Here is a 20,602-nt window from a genome sequence, read left to right on the forward strand (position 1 = left end):
AGCTCACCGCGCGGCCGCGCGCAGATGCAGCGGATCGGGGCTGCGCAATGACAGCGCGGCGACGACCGCAGCGAACACGGCGACTGCAACATGCGCGATGTTGTACATCCCGATCGAGCCGTCCGGGTTGAAGATCAGCATCAGCCACGTCGACAACGCGACGAGGACCATCAGGGTCCGTGTCGACATCGTGAATGCCGCCGCCACGACCAACGGCCATGAGTAGTACCAGGGCAACGCGGCCGGCGACAACAGTGTCACGGCGGTGAGCGCGATGACGATGCCGAGTACGGCATCGCGTTCGGTGCGGCGGAAGCGCCACCACGCGTAGACCAGGATGACTCCGAGAGCGATCATGCAGAGCATCCGTGTCACTTCGAGAACGGAACCCAGGCGCCACGGCGTGAACCACGTGACCGCATGGCCCATCATCGTCGGAAGCGACAACCAGTTGATGATCTTCGACGAGCCGGACAGCGCTGTGAGCCATCCGATTCCGACGCCGGCCATCAACGAGGTACCGCCGAACACGACCGCGAACACTGCGATCCCGGTGCCTGCGGCTTTGGTGAACAACTTGATCGGGGAGGCGGGTTCGCGTCCCTCGGCGAGTGCGCGGTCGCGTTCGTGGATCATCCACACCCACACCAGGAACGGTAGTGCGAGTCCGGCGGTGGCCTTGATCGCGGCAGCCAGCGACACCAGAGCGAAGCCGCTGAGATGACGTCCTTCGAGCACGAGCACGATCCCGGCGAGCATCAGCCCGACCATGAGCAGTTCGTTGTGGACACCCCCGACGAGGTGTACGAGGACGAGCGGGTTGAGGACCGCCAGCCACAATGCCACGGTCGGATTGCCACCCATGCGACGTGCGAGTCGGGGCACACCCCAGGCCATGAGCACCAGGCCGGGCAGCATCAGCAGCCGCCACAGCCACGTGCCGGTCACGACGTTGTCGCCGGTGATCGATGTGATTCCGGCGCCGAGCATCAGATGTACCGGACCGTACGGGGTGGTCGTCGTGGTCCAGACGTTGCTGACGTTGTCGAGCAACAGACCCGGGTTTACGACGGGACCTTCCGAGTACGGATCGAACCCCTCGCGCAACATCGCGCCCTGGGCGAGGTACGAGTAGGCGTCCCGGCTGAACATCGGGGTCGCGACCAGCAGCGGCACGGTCCACGCGGGCAGGACTTTCCAGAGGTCGCGGACCGATGCGTGGTCGGCGAGTACAGCACGCCCCAGCCGGACCCATGCGCCGATCATCAACAGGACACCGATCCAGATGATGATCGTGGAGAGCAGATGACCGTGCCCGAATCGCAGCCACGACAGGTACACGTCCTCGAGCAGCGGGTCGACGCGGCGCACGCTGCCTGCGCCGAAGCTGCCGAAGGTCACGAAGGCGGCTCCGCAGGCCCCGAGGAGTGCCGCATTACCGGCGGGCCCACGAAGGAAATCGGTCGGACGTCGACGTGGATCGATCGGTTCGTGCGACGTGACGACCGTTGCCGGTTCGGTTGTCGGCAGATCCTCCGGATCGGCTTCGGAAGAGGCAGGGGACGACATGGGTACGATTCCTCCCCCGGAAGTCGCGTCGGTGCTGGGCACAACTGACAAGAACGATGACACAGTTTAGTGGAGTCGGAAAACGCGGCGCGCTCGCCTCGGTGTCGGCGTGGCGTGCACCTCAGTGCGGATGCCGGTTGACACCTCAGTGCCGATGACGGGTGACACCGAGTCTCTCGGCCGCGAGACGACCCGACAACAACACCGTGGGAACCCCGACACCAGGCACGGTTCCGGACCCTGCGAGAACGATGTTGGGATAGCGCGGATCGAGATTGCGGCGACGGAAGGGGCCCGTCTGCCGGAACACGTGGGCGCCTCCGAACGGGCTTCCCGCAGACATTCCCTGAGCTGCCCACGTCGTGGGCGTGTCGATGTGATCGACGTCGAACCCCGAGATGATTCCCGCGTATCCGCGTGCGTCGAGCACCGACAGCAGTTCCCTGGAGTACGGACCGGCCAGCGCGTCCCACGCGATGGGTGCACTCTCGAGATTGGGGCAGGGCGCGAGTACCGACAGTGGTTCGTGCTCGGCTCCGTCGCGGCGGAACAGTAGACCGGGATCGGACAGTGCGGGCCGGGTGACGAGCAGTGACGGATCGGTCATCAGCCTCCCACGGCCCCGCCGCGCGGTGATGTCGCGGAAGGTGCCTTCCCACCGTGCACCGAACTCGATGACGTGGTGGTGCGCGGCCGACCACGTCCGGCTGACCGCGGTGGGCACGGTGCCGTGCAGGACCACGGCGGACGGGGATGCACGTGTCCGTCGACGTCGAGGGGCGGGCAGGAGGGCGTCGATCACGGGCAGATCGGGCGTCAGCACTGCGGCGTCGCACGGAAAGCGGGTGCCGTCCGAGGTGTGCACGCTGGTGACGCGATCACGGTCGAACTGCAGTTCGGTGACATCGGCACCGAGATGCAGCCGGCCGCCCGCGCGCACGAAGGCGTCGGCCATCGCGCGGGCCACGGTGCGCATCCCTCCGCCCACGGCGTAGACGCCGAGCGAAGTGTCCATGTGCGGGATGGCGCCGTACACCGCGAGGGCGCGTGCCGGTGTCACTCCCGCATACAACGACTGGAAAGTGAACACCTTCTGCAACCGAGGGTCGCGGATCCGACGGTTCACCTGCGCGCCGAGCCTGCCGAATCCACCGAGCCGGAGGAGTCTGCACAGATCGCGCACGGCGGCCGGTGAAGAGACCAGGTCGAGCGGCGAATCGAAGTTGGCGTTCATGAACCGATCGAATTCGGCGTCGAAAATGTCTGCCAGCCATCGCCGCAACGTCAGATAACGACGCGCCTCGTCCGCGCCGCACACCCGGGTGATCTCGGCGACCATCGAGGCCGGATCGGAGTGCACGTCGAGCGTGCTGCCATCGGCGAACCGGGCGTGATAAGCGGGGGAGAGGCGGGTGGTGCGCAGAGGCGGGTGCACGGTAGCTGCGTCGGTACCGACGGCGGCGAGCGCGTCGTCGATGAGCTCGGGCATCGTCAGGACGGTCGCCCCGTTGTCGATCTCGTAGCCGGGGCCGGTGTGGACGCCTACGCGGCCACCCACCGAATCGCAGCGTTCGAGCACGGTCACCTCTCGCCCGGCGCCACGCAGGTGCAGGGCCGCGGACAGTCCCGCCAGTCCCGCACCCACCACGACCACCTGCTGCGCGTCGGGAACGGTACGGACCGCCATCAGGCCGCGCGCCGTGTCGCGGCCAATGCCGCCTCCCGCAGGAGTGCTGAGCCCTCGTCGGTCGCGCCCGAGGACTCGAGCGCCGCGAACGCACGCTCGGTGAGGTCGGTGATCTGCTGCTCGACTTCGTCGACCGCGCCGACCTCGACGAGCACGTCCCGTATCCGCTCCACCTGTTCATCGCTCAGATCGGTGCCGATCGCGTTTCTCAAGGTCGCGGCTGCGACCGGGTCGCCGGCATCTGCAGCGTCGAGCGCCAGCGCGTACAACACGGTGCGCTTGCCGGCGCGCAGATCGTCGCCGGACGGCTTTCCCGTGACCGCCGGATCGCCGAAGACGCCGAGGAGGTCGTCGCGCAGCTGGAATGCAAGACCGATGTCGGTGCCGAAACGGCGGTACGCGTCGATCAACTGCTCGTCGGCGCCGGCCAGAACGGCGCCGAGATGCAGCGGCCGCTCGATCGTGTACGCGGCGGTCTTGAACCGGTTGACACGGGCGGCAGCCTCGACCGACTCGTCCGCGGCGGCCTCACCGGCAATGTCGAGATATTGGCCGCCGAGGACCTCGGTGCGCATGGCCGACCAGACAGGACCGAGTCGCGTTGCCGCTGCGCTGTCGAGTCCGGCTTCGCGGACCATGTCATCCGCCCACACCAATGCGAGATCGCCGAGCAGGATCGCGACGGCCTGCCCGAACTCCGCAGGCCCTCCACGCCAGCCGTTGTTGCGATGCAGTCCGGCGAAGTCGACATGCACGGTGGGGAAGCCGCGCCGCGTGGTGGACGCATCGATGATGTCGTCGTGGATCAGCGCGCCGGCCTGGACCAGCTCGAGTGCCGAGCATGCGCGCAACACAGCGTCGGCGTGCGGCCCGGTCGGATCGCCACCGGCACCCAGCCACCCGGACCAGGCGAACGACGGCCGAACCCGCTTACCTCCGCGGAGAACGAACGATTCGAGGGCGGACACCGCCTCTCGGTAGCCTCCACCGACGGCTCCCACGATGGGAGCCTTGGAGTCGAAGAACTCCCGTAGCGCCTCTTCGACGAGTTCGGGGAGCGGAGCGGTGGGCACAGGTGCGGGTCCGGTGGACAGGGGATTCCTCCTGGTCGAATGCTTCGCGTGCCGCGAGACGGGTCGCGCGGTACCGACACCGAGCCTATCCGGCGTCGTTCGTCGTCGCCGGTGGCCGGTCGCTGGTCGGCGCACCCTATGCTGGATGCGTGGTATTCGATTTCAGGGGGTCCAGTGAAGGCGCGGCGACCGGAGGCGCCGAGCGAGTCGCGCAGGTCGGTGACTCGCGCACTCCGTCGATCGTGGATCGTCTCGGCGACCCACCCGGTCGGCGCATTCCGTTCTCCGTCGAATTCTCTCCGCCCCGCGACGCAGACGCCGAGGCTCGCCTGTGGCGCGCTGTCCGGGTGTTCGAGCGGCTCGGTCCCGCGTTCGTCTCGATGACATATGGGGCGGGCGGCTCGACGCGCGACCGCACGGTCCGCGTGACAGGCGAGCTCGCAGAAGCGACGACGCTGCTGCCGGTGGCGCATCTCACCGCCGTCGGACACAGCGTCGACGAACTCCGGGCGATGGTCGGTGCCTACGCGGATCGTGGTATCACGAATATCCTGGCGCTGCGCGGCGACCCGCCCGGAAATCCGCTCGGCGAGTGGGAACAGCACCCCGTGGGGCTCGCGCACGCCGACGAACTGGTGCGACTCGTGCGCGATCTGGGCGACTTCCACGTCGGGGTGGCATCGTTCCCGGAAGGGCATCACCGCTCACCCGATCTCGATCACGACACCCGATTCCTGGCGAACAAGCTCCGCGCAGGTGCCGAATATTCCATCACCCAGATGTTCTTCGACGTCGAGCACTACCTGAGGTTGCGCGACCGCATTGCCGCGTTCGACGCAGAGCAGGCCGCGAAACCGATCATTCCCGAGATCATGCCGATCACGTCGCTGCGAACGGCGCGCCGCAGCTTGGAGCTGTCCGGATCGAAGCTTCCGGTGGCGCTCGAGGAGCGCCTGGTGCGGGCGGCCGGCGACGGGCCGGAGGAGAACCGGGCAGCCGTGCGAGAGGTCGGCATCGATGTGGCCACCGAGATGTGCGAACGGCTCATCTCGGAAGGCGCTCCCTGCCTGCACTTCATCACATTGAACTTCGCGAGAGCGACCAGTGAGGTACTCACGCGCCTCGGCATCGAGATGCCGGCGCCTGCTGCGCAACCGGCCTGATCCCCGCGACAGCGAGCGCCGCGCAGATCAGGACCAGTCCGGACCGTTCGATGATGTTCGTGCGGTGGCGGGGTTGCGAGTGAACCAGGCCAGCGCGCCGATCAGCAGCGTGACAGCCATGGCGCCACCCGCCACGATCCCGGCCCAGCCCGCGAATCCGCGGGTATTGGGGTCGGAGTAACGCACTTCTGCGCGGAGCGTGCTCACTTCGCCCGCGGGCAACTTCCACGAGACGATCGAATCGGACTCGCGGTCGCCGTTCGTGGTGGCCACACGCGCGGGAAAGGCGATGGTGAACTGGACGTCGGTGCCGCGTTCGGGCGCCGCTTCGAGATCGACCCGCCCGGTGAGCGACACGAGATCACCGGAACGCTGCAGCGAGAGCTGGAAGGATCCTGCGCTCTGATCGGACATGGTTGCAAGTTGCTGTACGTCACCGAAGGTCAGGTCGCTGAAGAAGACCTGGCTGCCGACGTAACCGTCCTGTGCGTACTCCTGAACGCGCACTTTCCGCGCCAAGGCCGACGGAACGGTGAGTTCCGGGCCTTTGTCGTTCTCGTCGATCGGGATGGTCGCCGCGACGATCTGGCCGGAGACCCGATCGTCGGACGAGATTCCCATTGTCGTCTGCACACGGAGGCATCCGGTGAGCACGGGAACCAGCAGGATCAGAAGTCCGAGTGCGGCGATGAGCCGGCGACGGATGACGGTGGGGCGAACAGATGTGGAGGACGGCGGCACAGGGACATGGTGCCAGGTCGGTGTAGCGCGGTCGGACCATCGGGTCCGATCCGGCGCGTCGCCGGGCCCGGTATGACGAGCCGGAATCACCGTGAGAGCCTGCCGAGAGTTCGGCGTAGCAGGCCACCGCCGGTGTCGCCGAGCGCGACGCGTGCGGCGCTGCGCCCGCTCGATCCCGATACTCCGCCTCCGGGGTGCATCGACGCACCGGTGAGATACAACCCGGCGGCGCCCGGAACCCGGTAGCCGGACAGCTCGGGGACGGGACGCCAGAAGAACATCTGGTCGAGTGTCATCTCGACGTGCATGACGTTGCCGCCGATCAGGCCCATCTCGCGTTCGATGTCTGCAGGCGTCTGCGTGTGTATACGGCGGATGTCCGCAGCGAAGCCGGGCGCTCGCTTCTCCATCTCGGCGATGATCCGGTCGGTCTCCGCGGCCGCCTCCGACTTCCAACTCCGCCCATCGCTGAGCCGGTAGGGATGCCACTGCGACCACAGGGTGATCTGATGCTCGCCGGGCGGTGCGATCGACGGATCGAGAGCGGAGAAACTCATCGCCAGAACGGCAGGTGTCGGCGGCAACTCGCCGGCGAGCGCCGCGCCGTGCGCGAGACGAAGTTGGGCACGGTCGTCGACCAGCAGCTGCAGCCCGGTGGTGTCGCCGCCGTCGCCGGGAGCGCCGCGGTAGCGGGGGAGCGAGCTGGTTCCGAGCCGGAGCGCCATGCCGATGCCCGGGCCGACCCGGATGCGTCGTCGCCACCCCTCGATCCGAGAAGCGTCGAATCCGCCGCGCTCGAGCATGTCGAGTGTGGTGAGGATGTGGCATCCGGCGATGACGGTACGGGCGGAGATGATCCGTCCGGACTCGGTGTGGACAGTCCAACTCTCGCCTGTACGACGAATCTCCACCGCGGCGTCGCTGCAGGTCACGAAACCTCCGTCGGAGGCGAGTCGGGACGCGAGGGCTTGTGTGAGTGCGCCACTGCCACCGACGGCGCGACCCGGGGGCAGCGTGTGCATCAGTGCGGCGAACCCGACCATGGGTGCGGTGCCGGGCTCGGACATCGGTGGCCCGGACTGTGCACCGAACCAGGCGAGCGCGGCCTTGAGCGGTTCGTCGTCGAAGTATTCGTCGAGCAGGGCGTCGCCCGAGGTGAGGAATCGCCGCGACAGATCGAGTGCGCCGCCGCCCAGGTCGAGTCCACTGAAGGCTGGGACGAGGTGGCGGGCGGTGGGTGGCGCTGCGAACGATTTCATGATCGCGGCGGTCCGTGGACCCCAGTCGCGCACGAAGCGGCGGTAGGCGTCGGCGTCGCGGGCCCCGCAGGCGGCCGCGATCGACGCACAGGTGCGGTCGAGGTCGCGGTGGAAGACGATGCCCGGCCGGTCGCTGCTGACCGGAGGCGGGGCGAAGGCCCACGGATCGCAGTCGATGTAACGCAGGCCGTGGGAGGCCAGATCGAGTTCCTCGAGTATGCCCGAATGTCGGATCATGATGTGTGCCGACGACCCGCGGTCGACCGCGTATCCGGGAAATCGCTCCACGGTCGAGACTGCCCCACCGAGTACCGCGTCGCGCTCGAGCACCTCGACAGACCAGCCTTCCCGGGCCAGATAGCAGGCAGAGACGAGTGCGTTATGGCCGGAACCGACGACGACGGCGTCGAGCACCGAACCATCCGCGCTGGTCATCTCGGCGCCTCGGACGGGTCTGCATCCATCGGCAGCGCGCGACCGAGAACCGCGAAAGGCCGGGAGTCGCCGGTGAATACGAACCGGCGGACCACATCGCGGAAGCCGAAACGTCGGTAGAGACGCCACGCGCGGTTGTCCTCTTCGGCAACCTCGGGGGTCGACAGAAGGACCGCTTCCTCGGTGCGATCTCTGAGCAATCTGCGGAGCAGTGCCTCGCCGATGCGGTGGCCTTGAGCGTCGGGCCACACGTGCAGTTCGGTCAGCTCGAAGTAGTCGCGGAGCAGCGCATCGATCGAGTCCGGGGACATTCCTGCGTGAGTCATCCCAGTGCGTACCTGCTGGTTCCACCACTGGTGGGGATGCCCGTGATAGCCGTAGGCGATCCCGACGAAGGTGCTGGGTTCGCCGGGCATCATCGCGGCGACGGCGTGCCAGCCGTCGCGGTCGGCATGCTCCGACCACATCGGTGCCCGGTGGTGTTCGGTGCCACGCGGGTATCGCATGGCGGTGACGTAGACGGACAGGAGTTCGGGCAGGTGGGTCCGGAACTCCGCTGGAGTGAGGTCGACGAGTATCGGCTTCGGGTCGTGCCGATTCGGGTCAGTGCTCATGTGGGGACGGAGACCGCCTTCCCTTGACGACGTGTCGGTGGGTCCAGCTATATTGAATACGTCGAACTTATGTTCGATGTCGGTGATCCGGGGATGTTCGAGGGAAGCGAACATCCCCGGATCCTCCGGGCCGGAGCCGTACTGCGGCAGGGCAGGGAAGGTGCGTGAGTCATGGCAGCGCCGAACACCGCGAGATCAAGATCACATCAGGTCGTCGGCGGACGGGTCCCCGGGGCCTGTGTAGGACCGTCGATGTCGGCGCGCGCCGCATCGCTGTTGCGCAAGGCGGACGAACTGTTGTCCGGAGCGGCAGGCGCCGACGCTCCCGGTGAACGATTCCGGTTGTCCTACCTCGCGGCGCTGCGCGGCGCGGGCGCGGTCGTCGCGGCAGCGGAGTTGAGGGCGCCGCAACGGCCGAAGCGGAGGCCTGTGACCCGAAATGCCTGGGTGATGATGATCCGTGCGGACGACGCGTTCGCAGGCTGGGCCGACTTCTTCGCCGATCGATCGGCCACGCGTGCTGCAGTCGAGGCCGGGGCGCAGCGGGCGGTCGGCGCCGAGGACGCATCGATTTTCTACGACGAGGTCGGACGCTTCCTGCATGACGTCGAGAACTATGTGTCCGCTGAGAGCGGAACCGCGCCCCGCATGTGACGTTGATCCCTGGCCGAACGCCATTTTTCGCCCCGGGAGATCGAACCAACTTTCGTAGTTGGTGGTCCCGGACGAAATGTGCTCGTATCATTGACTCAGGCGGCCGTGATGTCGGCGCCCCGCCGGATTCGTCCCACCGGGTCCGGCGGCCACCGTTTAGTGCCGGGGGAGGTACCGTGCCACTCTCCGAGCACGAGCAGCGCATGCTCGATCAGATCGAGAGCGCGCTCTATGCTGAGGATCCCAAGTTCGCCTCGACCGTTCGCGGAAAGCGACTGGGAATGGCGTCGAACAGGCGACGGCTGCAGGCCGGCGCATTGTTCGCATTGGGTTTGACGTTGCTTATTGCGGGAGTTGCCCTACCGGTCAAGCCGGGTGGGTTCCCGATCATCAGCCTGCTCGGGTTTCTCGTGATGTTCGGTGCGGGAGTCCTCGTGCTGGTCGACGGTCGGCACCGGTCCACTTCTGGTGCCGCATCCAGCGGAGCGGATTCCGGAAAGAGTGGTAAAGCCTCCACTCGGGGTCGGAAGAAGTCTTCGGACGGCTTTACGCATCGGATGGAGGAGCGCTTCCGGCGTCGCTTCGAACAAGAGTGACATGATGCGCGCGCAGCGCGCGCTACGTATGCAGCAAGGGCGCGACCCGTCACGGGTCGCGCCCTTGCTGCGCGTGAGGGTCGTTCTCGTTCGCGCCCCCACCTCGCCCCACGTGGGGGCACCGACACCGTTCCGGGTGGCCGGATCTATCAAGTGGACCCGCGGTTTCCCGGCGTTCTGCCGCGGTCGGGCGTGCATCACACATAGGGCATCCGCGCGGTTCCCGTCACGGACACGGGCGTGGCCCACCTCGACCCACCTTTGCTGACCAGGGATTTCAAGAACAACACGCCCATGGAGCGCCCATTAATCGGATACTGGTGGGGCGAAGTGGGGTACTGTGGGGCGCGGCGGAGAGCGAGAGTGTTTCCGCCGCACAGCGAAAGAATCCGTCCGGCACAGGCGGGAGGTTCCGGGTGTTTCTCGGTACCTACACGCCGAAGTTGGACGACAAAGGCCGGCTCACGCTGCCGGCGAAGTATCGAGACGAACTGGCGGGAGGGTTGATGATCACCAAAGGGCAGGATCACAGCCTGACCGTGTATCCGCGCGATGAATTCGCTGCGCTTGCCGAGCGTGCGGCCGCTGCGTCCCGCAGCAACCCCAATATGCGTGCATATCTGCGAAACCTTGCATCGAGCACGGATGAGCAGCGTCCCGATTCGCAGGGACGCATCACGTTGTCCGCGTCGCATCGGACCTACGCGGGGCTGACGAAGGACTGCGTGGTGATCGGTTCCGTCAACTACCTCGAGATATGGAACGCCGAGTCGTGGGAGGCGTACCTGGCCGAGCACGAGGAGGGTTTCTCCGAAGCAAGGGACGAGGTACTTCGCGACATATTGTGACGGATCTTCGGCTCCGCGCGGCGAGTGCCGTGAGGCCTCTGCCCGGGACCGTCCCTGACGCACTTCCCCGGCGCCAGGTACGGAACGGATGCCCTGACACACTTCCCCAGTGTCAGGTCTCCGGTATCGGACAGAGACCTCCTGGCATTCGCCGCCGCCATATCCAGACCATCCGACCCACCATCAAGATCGAACGGCCCGGGTGGCCCGCATCGAACGAGCAGGATTTCGGAGGACCACATGGTGGACGGCGAGGATGACGCTGCGCAGACGGGCAGCGACGGATTCGGCCACGTCCCGGTACTGCTCGATCGAGCCGTGGAGCTTCTCGGTCCGGCCATCGAAGGAGCCGGTCCGGGCGGGGCAGGTGCCGTGTACATCGATGCCACCCTCGGGCTGGGTGGACACTCCGAACATTTCCTGCGCGAGTTTCCCGGGCTCCGGTTGGTAGGACTCGATCGCGATCCTGATGCACTGGACATCGCGCGAGGTCGTCTGGCCGAGTTCTCCGACCGCACAGATCTGGTCCACACCCGCTACGACGGCATTGCCGATGCACTCGATCGGGTGGGGCTCGATCGGATCGGGTCGGTGCACGCGATCCTGTTCGATCTCGGCGTGTCGTCGATGCAGCTCGACGAGACCGATCGCGGATTTGCGTACTCGAAGGATGCGCCGCTGGACATGCGCATGGACCCCACTGCGGGCATCACGGCCGCGGACGTGCTCAATACCTACGGGCACGGTGATCTCGCCCGGATTCTCAGCACCTACGGCGAGGAGCGATTCGCCGGCAAGATCGCCTCCGAGATTCTGCGTGCGCGCGAGAAATCGCCCTTCCAGAACAGTGGAGAGCTCGTCGAACTGCTGTACCGGACGATTCCCGCCGCGTCGCGACGCACCGGTGGACACCCCGCCAAACGCACATTCCAGGCTCTTCGCGTCGAGGTCAACAGTGAGCTGGACTCGTTGCGTGCCGCGATTCCGGCGGCACTCGATTCCCTCGCGATCGGGGGTCGGGTCGTGTTCATGTCCTACCAGTCCCTCGAAGATCGTGTCGTCAAGCAGGAGCTGACACCGCGCTCGAAATCCCGTAGCCCCGAGGGGCTCCCGGTGGAGCTGCCCGGAATGGGGCCGGAACTGCGGATCCTGACTCGGGGTGCAGAGCGCGCGTCCGACGAGGAGATCGACAAGAACCCACGCTCGGCGCCCGTCCGACTGCGTGCCGCAGAACGAATCGCCAGGAGGTAACCGATGACCCTGCAGGTGCCATCACCGCCGCGACCTCGGCAGGCTCGATCGACGGCAGCGCAGCGTGCCTACCAGCGACGCAATCAGCGGGCAGCGCAGTCGATCTCTCCCACCGAGACCCGCGGACGCACCACCGGTGCGCGCCGCGTCGCGACACGCATCCCATTCGTGGCCAGTATCATCGCGATGCTCGCGGTCGGGATGATGGTGACACTGCTCCTGACGACACGGGCCGCCGAGGACTCCTACCAGCTCAGTGCCGCGCGCGCCTACAACGAGAGTCTCCTCCAGCAGCGGGCAGTGCTGCAGCGCGACGTCGAAGCGGGCCTGACCGCTCCGGTGCTCGCGCAGCATGCTGCCGAACTCGGCATGATCCCGACGGGGCAGGCCGCACGGCTCGTGGTGGGAGAGGACGGTTCGGTGCAGGTCGTCGGTGAACCGGTGGCCGCGCAGGGCGCTCCGCCGGCGCCGCTGAACGCGCCGGAGCCGCGGAGTGATGTGCAGCCTCCGCTCGCGGGAAGCGCCGGACGGGAGAATCCAAGGCCGCTGTCGCCCTCGGGTGAGCAGCCGGAACCCCGCGGCGCTGTGGATTCACCCGACGCGGTGGATGCCGAACAGCGTGCCGCGGCAGCTGCAGAGGCGCCCCGCGCATCCGACCCGGCGGGGCAGGCTCCCGTCGGAGAGTCCGAGCCGGGTGTCGATGTCGGCCCGGCACACGAGACCGCCGCAGAACGCCCGGAGAGCGGCGCCACGCCGCAGCCCGAGAATGTCACGGTTCCTCCCGCTGAAGCGGAACAATCGATGCCTGTGAGTGAACTGCCGCAGCCCGAGGCTCCCCGGATGGGTGAGCCGGTGGGATCGGAGGCCGGACAGCGGTGAGGACCGGCCCCACCCCTCGCCGTGCGGCTCGTCCGCGCGGTAGTGCTCCCAGGCGTCGGCCCGCACCAGGGGGCGCGGGATGGCGCCCGAGTCGCCGCCGGACCGACACCACGGCATTCCAGTTCCGGAACAAACTCGGTCTCTGGGCGATCTTCGCAATTCTCGGGCTCGCAGCCGCGCAATTGCTGTCGATTCAGCTGTTCCAGGCGCCGAAGCTGTCTGCGGAGGCTGCAAGTCAGCGCACGACCAGGCTCGTCGAACCGGCGACGCGTGGAACGATCAGCGACCGGAACGGCAACCCCCTCGCCTACACGATGGAAGCGAAGGCGATCACGTTCCAGCCCGTCCGCGTCCGCAACGAGCTGAGCGAGGCCAGGGCGAAGGATCCGTCGCAGCCCGAGGTGTCCGAGTACCTCGAGGGGGTGGCGGACGCGCTGCACGCGGCGCTCGGTGCTGCCGCGCCGAAGAAGGATGTCCTCGACAAACTCGAGAGCGACGAGACGTTCGTCTACCTCGCACGCGGGGTGGACCCGGGTGTGGCGGCAGGCATCGTCGACGAATACAGCATGGTGGGTCTCGAGCGGCAGGACATCCGGCTGTACCCCGCTGGAGCGCTCGCGGCGAACATCGTGGGCGCGACCGGGTGGGACGGGTACGGACTCATCGGACTCGAGGCCTCCATGGACTCGGCCCTCGCCGGTACCGATGGATCATCCACCTACGACCGAGGTTCGGACGGTGTGGTGATTCCGGGAAGCTGGCGCGACCAGCACCCCGCCGTGGACGGTTCGTCCATCGAGCTCACCATCGACAACGACATCCAGTACCACGTGCAGCAGCAGGTGCAGCGAGCGAAGGACCTGTCCGGCGCCGAGCATGCGTCGGCCGTGGTGCTCGATGCACACACCGGTCAGGTCCTCGCGATGTCCAACGACAGCACGTTCGACCCGTCCATCGGCGTCGCCAACAATCCGGCATCCGCAGAGCAGGGCAATCCGGCGGTTGCTTCGCCATTCGAACCGGGCTCGGTCAACAAGATCATCACGGCCGCTGCCGCTATCGAGGACGGCCTCACGACGCCGGACGAGGTCCTACAGGTCCCCGGCAGCATCGACATGTCGGGTGTCACGGTCAAGGACGCCTGGGACCACGGCGTCGTGCCGTACACCTCCACCGGAGTATTCGGGAAGTCGTCCAACGTGGGCACGCTGATGCTCGCGGATCGGGTCGGCGAGGACCGATTCGCCGACATGCTCGACCTGTTCGGTCTCGGGCAGCGCACCGAGGTGGGACTCCCGGGTGAGTCCGCAGGATTGGTACCCAGTCGCGAGCAGTGGTCGGGCGGTACGTTCGCAAACCTTCCGATCGGACAGGGTCTGTCGATGACGCTGCTGCAGATGACCGGGATCTATCAGGCGATCGCCAACGACGGTGAGCGCATCCCGCCTCGCATCGTCAACGCGACCATCGGTCCCGACGGAACTCGCACCGAAACGGAATCGCCCGAACCGATCCGTGTGGTCAGTCCACAGACGGCGGCGACGGTACGCGACATGTTCCGGTCGGTCGTCCAATCCGACACCGGAAATCAACAGGGCACGGGAGCGCAGGCCGCGATCGAGGGCTACCAGATCGCAGGCAAGACCGGCACCGCCCAGCAGATCGACCCCGAGTGCGGGTGCTACTCGAACTCGGACTACTGGATCACCTTCGCGGGCATCGCGCCGTCGGACGACCCGAAGTACGTGATCGGGATCATGCTCGATGCGCCCACACGCAGCTCCGACGGCACCGGCGGTCAATCCGCGGCTCCGCTGTTCCGAGACATCGCGTCGTGGCTGCTCCAGCGCGCTGCGGTGCCTCTGTCGCCGGACCCGGGTGGCAAGCTGATTCTCCAGGTCGATTGATTTCCGATGTCCGGACGGCCGCTCATCTCCGAGAGTGCGGACAGGTGTCGGTACATCCTCGCAGTCTGGGTAACCTGACACGTCGGTAACGTGACACTGCGGTTGTAGTCCGCACCGATCGAGAACAGCAGCGGGATGCCGCAAGAGAGGAACTTGTACCTGTGCCATCGAGTCCGGATCCGTCTGCTCCAGAGGAGGGACGCCGACCCGAGAATCCGCCGATGACCTCCCTCCGGGATCTGGCCGACGCCATCGGCGCCGACCTCGTCGCGGTGGGGCCCGGTGTGACTTCCGGTGCTACCGGGGGGGTCGTGACCGGGATCGACCTGAGCGCCCAGCGCATCCGGCCGGGTGACCTCTTCGCCGCGTTGCCGGGCGCTCGCGCGCACGGCGCAGCCTTCACCGACACCGCACTCGAGCGCGGCGCCGTCGCCGTCCTCACCGACAGTGAAGGAGTCGAGGCCGTCGCGGCCGCAGCCCAAGGATCCGGTCCGGTGCAGGTGCTGGTACACCCGGACCCCCGTTCGGTGCTGGGCGTCGCGTCGGCCACCGTGTACGGACACCCGTCCGAACGGATGCAGGTCATCGGTATCACCGGAACGTCGGGCAAGACCACGACGTCCTATCTCGTCGAAGCGGGCCTGAATGCGTCCGGTCGCGTCACCGGGCTCGTGGGCACCGTCGAGACGCGCATCGCAGGCCAGCGAGTACCCAGCGCATTGACCACCCCCGAAGCTCCGCAACTTCACGCGCTGTTCGCCACGATGCTCGAACACGGCGTCGACACGGTGGTGATGGAGGTATCGAGCCACGCGCTTGCCCTCGGCCGGGTCGCCGCCACCGAGTTCGCAGTCGGAGGATTCACGAATCTGTCGCAGGATCACCTCGACTTCCACAAGGATTTCGACGACTATTTTGCGGCCAAGGCACGCCTGTTCGCGCCCGACTCGCCTGTTCACGCCCACCGTGCCGTCGTGTGTGTCGATGACGACTGGGGCACGCGCATGGCCGAGATCGCGCGCTCTGCGAACGAGGACGATCCCGCCGGTGTGCGGACGGTGTCGACCGACGAGGCTCGGGACACCGTCGCGGACTGGTCGGTGTCCGACGCGGCGTCCGATCCCGCGGGCGCCCAGGAATTCAGTTTGACCGGGCCCGACGGGGTGGTCCATCGAGTCGGCGTGCGGTTGCCGGGTCGGTACAACATCGCCAACGCCGCACTCGCAGTTGCGCTCTGCGCCTCGGTCGGTGTCGACGTCGACGTGGCCGCTCGAGGAGTCGCGAGCGTCGATGTCCCGGGTCGCGTCGAGCGCATCGATTGCGGGCAGGAGTTCCTCGCGGTCGTCGACTACGCCCACAAACCCGCTGCGCTCGAAGCCGTCATCTCCACCCTGCGACGCAGCATGTCGGGACGCATCGCCGTCGTCGTCGGCGCGGGCGGTGATCGCGACCGCGGCAAGCGTCCGCTCATGGGATCGGTCGCGGCCTCAGCGGAGCTCCTCGTCGTCACCGACGACAATCCCCGGACCGAAGACCCCGCCTCGATTCGGGCTGCAGTGCTCGAGGGCGCCTACGCGCTCCGACAGGACCGGCGTGGCGAGATCCGGGAGATCGGCGACCGGGCCGCTGCGATCGACGCAGCCGTTGCATGGGCGCGCCCCGGCGACGTCGTGCTCGTCGCAGGCAAAGGCCACGAGCGTGGCCAGGAGATCGACGGAGTCAAGCATCCGTTCGACGATCGTGAGGTACTCGCGACGGCAATCGAGCGGCATCAGCGCAGCGGAGGCACAGAATGATCCCGATGACACTGGCCCGGATCGCGGAGGCAGTCGGGGGGACCTTGCACGACGTCGACGACCCGGCCGTCGAAGTAACCGGAACAGTCGAATTCGACTCCCGTCGGATTGCCCAGGGTGGCCTGTTCCTCGCGTTGCCCGGTGCGAAGGCCGACGGTCACGATCACGCGGCTGCTGCGATCGCCGCGGGCGCTGTCGCGGTCCTCGCGGCGCGCCCGGTCGGGGTGCCCGCGATCGTCGTCCCACCCGTGGCTGCGACCGAGACGAACGCTCTGGCGCTCGAGCACGACGCGGACGGATCCGGTGCGGCAGTACTGGCCGGCCTCGCGAAGCTCGCCCGGGTGGTCGTCGACGAACTCGCCGACGGGGGACTGACCGTGATCGGAGTCACCGGGTCTTCCGGGAAGACATCCACGAAAGACCTCATCGCGGCGGTGCTCGCACCGCTCGGGCCTGTAGTGGCACCACCGGGTTCCTTCAACAACGAACTCGGGCACCCGTGGACCGCGCTGCGCGCCACCGGCGACACCCGGTTCCTCGTACTCGAGATGTCGGCGCGTGGACCCGGCCACATTGCTGCGCTCGCACGGATCGCACCACCGCGGATCGGTGCTGTCCTCAACGTGGGCACAGCCCACCTCGGCGAGTTCGGCTCGCAGGAAGTGATCGCGCAGACCAAGGGAGAACTCGTCGAAGCCCTCCCGTCCGAAGCCGACGGTGGCGTCGCGATCCTCAACGCCGACGACACACTGGTGGCACGCATGGCGGAGCGGACCGACGCGCGGGTTGTCACCGTCGGACGCTCCGGCACGGCGGAGGTCGCGGCCACCGACATCACCCTCGACGGCGACGCCCGCCCGACGTTTACCCTCGTGATCACCGACCGCACGACCGGAACCGAGCAGCGTGTGTCCGTCACGCTCGCCGTGCACGGGGAGCACCAGGTCGGAAACGCGCTCACTGCGATCGCGATCGCACTCGAATGCGGCGTCACGCCGCAACAGGCCGCCGCCGCCCTGTCCGACGCATCTCCGGTCTCGGCGCATCGGATGGCCGTGACCACCCGTGCCGACGGAGCCACGGTGATCGACGACGCATACAACGCGAACCCGGATTCGATGCGAGCCGCACTGAAGGCGCTCGCGACCGTGGCTCGCAGCGGACCGACCCGGCGTCGGACCTTCGCTGTTCTCGGTGAAATGGGAGAGCTGGGCGACGAATCCGTCGTCGAACACGACGCGATCGGCCGGTTCGCTGTGCGACTCGACATCACCCGCATCATCGCTGTCGGTGCGACGCGACCGGTCCGCGGTCTTTTCCAAGGCGCGGTGATGGAAGGATCCTGGGGCGAGGAAGCAAGCCACGTGCCCGATGCGGATGCGGCGATCGCGCTGTTGCGCGACGAAGTCGGTCCTGGCGACATCGTATTGGTGAAAGCGTCGCAGTCGGTCGGCCTGTGGTCGGTCGCGGAGGCATTGCTCGGAAATGACAACGCTGTTCTGGAGACGGAGGCTGCACGGTGAGACAGATCCTATTCGCCGCGGGTATCGCACTCGCGGTGTCGATTCTGCTCACGCCCGTGTTGATCAAGGCGTTCTCCAGGCAGGGCTTCGGCCAGGAGATCAGGGTGGAGGGCCCGCAAAGTCATCAGGCGAAGCGCGGTACACCCACGATGGGTGGCGTCGCGATCCTGGCGGGCCTGTGGGCAGGGTACTGGGGTTCGCACCTGATCGGTCTGGGCTATGACGCAGAAGGACCGACGGCGTCGGGACTACTGGTCCTCGGGCTGACCACCGCGCTCGGTGGTGTCGGGTTCCTCGACGACTTCATCAAGATCCGTAAGCAACGCAATCTGGGACTGAACAAAACCGCAAAGCTGGTCGGTCAGCTGATCGCCGCAGTGGTGTTCGGCATCCTCGCACTGCAATTCCGTAACTCGGACGGTCTGTCGCCCGCGAGCACCGACCTGTCGTATGTGCGCGACATCGCAACGGTGTCGATGGGATCGATCGTCTTCATCCTCTTCGTCTACCTTCTCGTGAGTGCGTGGTCGAACGCGGTGAACCTCACCGACGGTCTCGACGGACTCGCGGCGGGTTCGATGGCGCTCGTGCTCGGTGCATACGTGATCATCACGTTCTGGCAGTACCGAAATGCCTGTGCCGTCGACCCCATCGCCGGATGCTACGACGTGCGCGACCCGCTGGACCTCGCGCTGCTGTGCGCCGCCGGTGGTGCCGCGTGCATCGGTTTCCTGTGGTGGAACGCAGCTCCCGCCAAGATCTTCATGGGCGACACCGGTTCGCTCGCACTCGGCGGAATGCTGGCCGGTCTGTCGGTCACCACCCGCACCGAGCTGCTCATGGTCGTCATCGGTGCCCTGTTCGTCGCCGAGGCCGCGTCGGTGGTCATCCAGGTAGCGGTCTTCCGGTCCAGCAGACGCCGCGTCTTCCGGATGGCACCGTTCCACCACCATTTCGAGCTCGGCGGGTGGGCCGAGACCACGGTGATCATCAGATTCTGGCTGCTTGCCGGAATCGCCTCGGCCATGGGCCTCGCGCTGTTCTACAGCGAGTACCTCGCGGCGATCGGAGACTGACATCGTGACGGATGAGCTGCAGCGACTGCGGGGAGCGCACGTTCTCGTCGCCGGCGCCGGGATCTCGGGGCGCGCCACCATCAGGCCATTGCTCGATCTCGGGGCTCGCGTGACCGTCACCGACCGCAACCCCGACGCACTGGCACAATGCGTCGAGCTCGGCGCCGACACCGTCGAACTCGACACCCTGCTCGACGACACCCAGCTCGACAACACCGAAACCATGCGCGACTACGCCCTCGTCGTCACCAGCCCCGGCTTCCCACCCGACGCGCCGCTGCTCTCGCGTGCCGCAGGTGCCGCAGTCCCCATCTGGGGCGACATCGAACTGTCGTGGCGCATCGACCAGGCCGAGCTCTACGGCCCGCCCAGACGATGGCTCGTTGTGACCGGCACGAATGGCAAGACCACCACGACGATGATGCTGCACGCGATCCTCGAATCGGCAGGCATATCCTCCGTGGCGTGCGGCAACATCGGCCTGCCCGTACTGGACGCGTTGCGGCGAGACGACCGCCGAGCCGACGTCCTTGCCGTCGAACTGTCGTCTTTCCAACTCCACTGGGCACCGTCCGTGCGGCCCGCGGCCGGCGTCATCCTCAACATCGCCGAAGACCACCTCGACTGGCACGGCGGCATCGAGAACTACATCGACGCCAAGCTCGGCGCACTGACCGGCGCGGTCGGAGTCCTCGGACTGGACGACGCGATCGCCGGTGGACTCCGCGAGCGCTCACAGGCCGTCCTCACCGTCGGATTCACCCTCGGCTACCCGGACGCAGGACAGCTCGGAATCAGCGGAGACGTGCTCGTCGACCGAGCGTTCGCCGACTCCGCCGTCCTCGCGTCGGTTGCCGACGTGACCCCGGCCGGCCCGGCCGGCCTATCCGACGCGCTGGCCGCTGCCGCACTGGCCCGCGCGATCGACGTCCCGGAAGCGGCGGTGCACGACGGACTCCGCAGACACGAGGTCGGTCCGCACCGTGCCTCACCGGTCGGCACCGTCGACGGCGTCGACTACATCGACGACTCGAAGGCCACCAACCCGCACGCGGCCCGCAGCTCGCTGCTCGCCCGCGACGCGGTCGTGTGGATCGCAGGCGGATTGCTCAAAGGGGCGCGCGTCGACGACCTGGTCGCCGACGTCGCGTCGCGCCTCACCGGGGCCGTGCTGCTGGGCAGAGATGCCGGCCAGATCGCCGACGCGCTGGCACGACACGCCCCGGGCATCCCCGTGGTCCTGGTCGACACGCGCGACGATGGGTCGATGATCAGTCAGGACGGCGAACCCCCACGGGAGCTCCGTCGGGTGAGCGCACCCGGCGCCGACGGGCCCGACGCGATGCGCATCGCGGTCCGTGAGGCAGCCGCACTCGCATCCCCGGGACACGCCGTCGTGTTGGCGCCGGCCGCCGCATCGCTCGACATGTTCGCCGACTACGCCCAGCGTGGCCGCAGTTTCACGGCCGCGGTCGACGAACTGCGCGGGGGCGGGACACCACGGTGACCTCGCCGCAGGGCAGCTCACCGC

At 67.4% G+C, this 20,602-nt stretch carries 17 protein-coding genes; 11 read left to right on the forward strand and 6 right to left on the reverse strand.

Annotated elements, in window-relative coordinates; genetic code table 11:
• Positions 1–3: 3 nt before the first annotated feature.
• The 3 genes from ACZ46K_RS16820 to ACZ46K_RS16830 form a co-directional block, all read right to left on the reverse strand.
• Positions 4–1,569 (reverse strand): alpha-(1->6)-mannopyranosyltransferase A, encoded by a 1,566-nt coding sequence (locus ACZ46K_RS16820; RefSeq protein WP_464743710.1) that lies wholly within the window; start codon positions 1,567–1,569, stop codon positions 4–6.
• A 145-nt stretch (positions 1,570–1,714) separates the two neighbouring features.
• Complete coding sequence (gene crtI, locus ACZ46K_RS16825; RefSeq protein ID WP_464743712.1) at positions 1,715–3,256, reverse strand: phytoene desaturase family protein; 1,542 nt, start codon at positions 3,254–3,256, stop codon at positions 1,715–1,717.
• Positions 3,256–4,329, reverse strand: coding sequence for a polyprenyl synthetase family protein (locus ACZ46K_RS16830; protein ID WP_464743714.1), 1,074 nt, complete (start codon positions 4,327–4,329; stop codon positions 3,256–3,258). The genes crtI and ACZ46K_RS16830 overlap by 1 nt, the downstream gene beginning before the upstream one ends.
• Positions 4,330–4,571: 242 nt before the next feature.
• Here ACZ46K_RS16830 and ACZ46K_RS16835 point away from each other — a divergent pair, with 242 nt between their 5' ends.
• A complete protein-coding gene (locus tag ACZ46K_RS16835) occupies positions 4,572–5,492 on the forward strand; it encodes a methylenetetrahydrofolate reductase (RefSeq protein WP_054810793.1) in 921 nt (306 codons plus the stop codon).
• Positions 5,493–5,519: 27 nt separating this feature from the next.
• Here ACZ46K_RS16835 and ACZ46K_RS16840 read toward each other — a convergent pair whose 3' ends face one another.
• The 3 genes from ACZ46K_RS16840 to ACZ46K_RS16850 all read right to left on the reverse strand — a co-directional run bounded on the left by ACZ46K_RS16840 (position 5,520) and on the right by ACZ46K_RS16850 (position 8,541).
• Positions 5,520–6,233, reverse strand: a complete 714-nt coding sequence (locus ACZ46K_RS16840) for an LppM family (lipo)protein (protein ID WP_464743716.1) — start codon at positions 6,231–6,233, stop codon at positions 5,520–5,522.
• Positions 6,234–6,319: 86 nt separating this feature from the next.
• Positions 6,320–7,927 (reverse strand): phytoene desaturase family protein, encoded by a 1,608-nt coding sequence (locus tag ACZ46K_RS16845; RefSeq protein WP_464743718.1) that lies wholly within the window; start codon positions 7,925–7,927, stop codon positions 6,320–6,322.
• Complete coding sequence (locus ACZ46K_RS16850) at positions 7,924–8,541, reverse strand: GNAT family N-acetyltransferase (RefSeq protein ID WP_464743720.1); 618 nt, start codon at positions 8,539–8,541, stop codon at positions 7,924–7,926. Before ACZ46K_RS16850 ends, ACZ46K_RS16845 begins: the two co-directional genes overlap by 4 nt.
• A 252-nt stretch (positions 8,542–8,793) precedes the next feature.
• On the opposite strand from ACZ46K_RS16850, the gene ACZ46K_RS16855 reads away from it, so the two are divergent.
• From ACZ46K_RS16855 to murD, 10 genes are all read left to right on the forward strand, one after another.
• Positions 8,794–9,195, forward strand: coding sequence for an SAV_6107 family HEPN domain-containing protein (locus ACZ46K_RS16855; protein ID WP_464743722.1), 402 nt, complete (start codon positions 8,794–8,796; stop codon positions 9,193–9,195).
• Between the two features lie 176 nt (positions 9,196–9,371).
• Positions 9,372–9,791 (forward strand): DUF3040 domain-containing protein, encoded by a 420-nt coding sequence (locus ACZ46K_RS16860; protein WP_054807746.1) that lies wholly within the window; start codon positions 9,372–9,374, stop codon positions 9,789–9,791.
• Positions 9,792–10,207: 416 nt separating this feature from the next.
• Complete coding sequence (gene mraZ / locus ACZ46K_RS16865) at positions 10,208–10,639, forward strand: division/cell wall cluster transcriptional repressor MraZ (protein ID WP_054807747.1); 432 nt, start codon at positions 10,208–10,210, stop codon at positions 10,637–10,639.
• A gap of 240 nt (positions 10,640–10,879) precedes the next feature.
• Complete coding sequence (gene rsmH, locus ACZ46K_RS16870; RefSeq protein ID WP_054807748.1) at positions 10,880–11,890, forward strand: 16S rRNA (cytosine(1402)-N(4))-methyltransferase RsmH; 1,011 nt, start codon at positions 10,880–10,882, stop codon at positions 11,888–11,890.
• A gap of 3 nt (positions 11,891–11,893) precedes the next feature.
• Positions 11,894–12,769, forward strand: a complete 876-nt coding sequence (gene ftsL / locus ACZ46K_RS16875; protein WP_464743724.1) for a cell division protein FtsL — start codon at positions 11,894–11,896, stop codon at positions 12,767–12,769.
• Positions 12,766–14,676 carry a peptidoglycan D,D-transpeptidase FtsI family protein gene (locus tag ACZ46K_RS16880; protein WP_464743726.1) on the forward strand — a complete coding sequence of 637 codons (1,911 nt, stop codon included), beginning with the start codon at positions 12,766–12,768 and terminating at the stop codon, positions 14,674–14,676. The genes ftsL and ACZ46K_RS16880 overlap by 4 nt, the downstream gene beginning before the upstream one ends.
• A 221-nt stretch (positions 14,677–14,897) precedes the next feature.
• Entirely contained in the window at positions 14,898–16,472 is a 1,575-nt protein-coding gene (locus tag ACZ46K_RS16885; protein ID WP_464743728.1) for a UDP-N-acetylmuramoyl-L-alanyl-D-glutamate--2,6-diaminopimelate ligase, read from the forward strand.
• Positions 16,469–17,995 (forward strand): UDP-N-acetylmuramoyl-tripeptide--D-alanyl-D-alanine ligase, encoded by a 1,527-nt coding sequence (locus ACZ46K_RS16890; protein ID WP_464743730.1) that lies wholly within the window; start codon positions 16,469–16,471, stop codon positions 17,993–17,995. The genes ACZ46K_RS16885 and ACZ46K_RS16890 overlap by 4 nt, the downstream gene beginning before the upstream one ends.
• Positions 17,992–19,071, forward strand: a complete 1,080-nt coding sequence (gene mraY / locus ACZ46K_RS16895) for a phospho-N-acetylmuramoyl-pentapeptide-transferase (protein WP_054807745.1) — start codon at positions 17,992–17,994, stop codon at positions 19,069–19,071. The genes ACZ46K_RS16890 and mraY overlap by 4 nt, the downstream gene beginning before the upstream one ends.
• Before the next feature lie 4 nt (positions 19,072–19,075).
• Entirely contained in the window at positions 19,076–20,578 is a 1,503-nt protein-coding gene (murD, locus tag ACZ46K_RS16900) for a UDP-N-acetylmuramoyl-L-alanine--D-glutamate ligase (RefSeq protein WP_464743732.1), read from the forward strand.
• Positions 20,579–20,602: the final 24 nt, after the last annotated feature.

Source organism: Rhodococcus sp. JCM 9793 (assembly GCF_055380405.1).

Coding starts and splice junctions, on each gene's coding strand:
- ACZ46K_RS16820 (WP_464743710.1), bottom strand. CDS start 1,569: ATGTCGTCCCCTGCCTCTTCCGAAGCCGATCCGGAGGATCTGCCGACA.
- crtI (WP_464743712.1), bottom strand. CDS start 3,256: ATGGCGGTCCGTACCGTTCCCGACGCGCAGCAGGTGGTCGTGGTGGGT.
- ACZ46K_RS16845 (WP_464743718.1), bottom strand. CDS start 7,927: ATGACCAGCGCGGATGGTTCGGTGCTCGACGCCGTCGTCGTCGGTTCC.
- ACZ46K_RS16850 (WP_464743720.1), bottom strand. CDS start 8,541: ATGAGCACTGACCCGAATCGGCACGACCCGAAGCCGATACTCGTCGAC.
- ACZ46K_RS16855 (WP_464743722.1), top strand. CDS start 8,794: ATGTCGGCGCGCGCCGCATCGCTGTTGCGCAAGGCGGACGAACTGTTG.
- rsmH (WP_054807748.1), top strand. CDS start 10,880: ATGGTGGACGGCGAGGATGACGCTGCGCAGACGGGCAGCGACGGATTC.
- ftsL (WP_464743724.1), top strand. CDS start 11,894: ATGACCCTGCAGGTGCCATCACCGCCGCGACCTCGGCAGGCTCGATCG.
- ACZ46K_RS16885 (WP_464743728.1), top strand. CDS start 14,898: ATGACCTCCCTCCGGGATCTGGCCGACGCCATCGGCGCCGACCTCGTC.
- ACZ46K_RS16890 (WP_464743730.1), top strand. CDS start 16,469: ATGATCCCGATGACACTGGCCCGGATCGCGGAGGCAGTCGGGGGGACC.